Here is a 444-nt window from a genome sequence, read left to right as displayed (position 1 = left end):
AGTAAGGGATAACTAAAGTCTGTACTAGGTAGATAGCTTAAATACGTACTATACAAATCTTTTTCAAACAAGTTATCTAATTTCGGCAATGTTCGATCGAGACGTGACTGTTTGAACTTGTATAATAAATCTACAATTTCTCCCAATGTCACTTTAAATACGTTTGGTACTGTAGGTACACCATTTTCAATCGTTGGAGTTCCTTCAATAGCACGCTTTATTTCAGCGACGATATCATCCACGTAGTTTAGCGTTAGTTCAACATTCCGATCATTAACTTGAATCTCTTCGTTACGTGCAATTTTGTAACAAAATGTTGCTATCACTGAGTTATAATTCGGCTTACACCACTTGCCGAATAAATTTGGCCAGCGATAAATATAAACCGTATTGCCATACTCTTCGGCATACTCTCTTAATAGCTGTTCCCCTTGCAACTTACTC

The 444-nt window shown here is 36.5% G+C and carries 1 pseudogene; it reads right to left on the bottom strand.

The annotated features are described in order from the left end of the window. Positions 1–444, bottom strand: a pseudogene (cap8F, locus tag FHL80_RS27305) (type 8 capsular polysaccharide synthesis protein Cap8F); the annotation flags it as partial.

It is taken from the genome of Modestobacter excelsi (assembly GCF_005930495.1).
Lineage (GTDB): Bacteria > Actinomycetota > Actinomycetes > Mycobacteriales > Geodermatophilaceae > Modestobacter > Modestobacter excelsi.
This window is presented reverse-complemented; position numbering and strand designations above follow the sequence as displayed.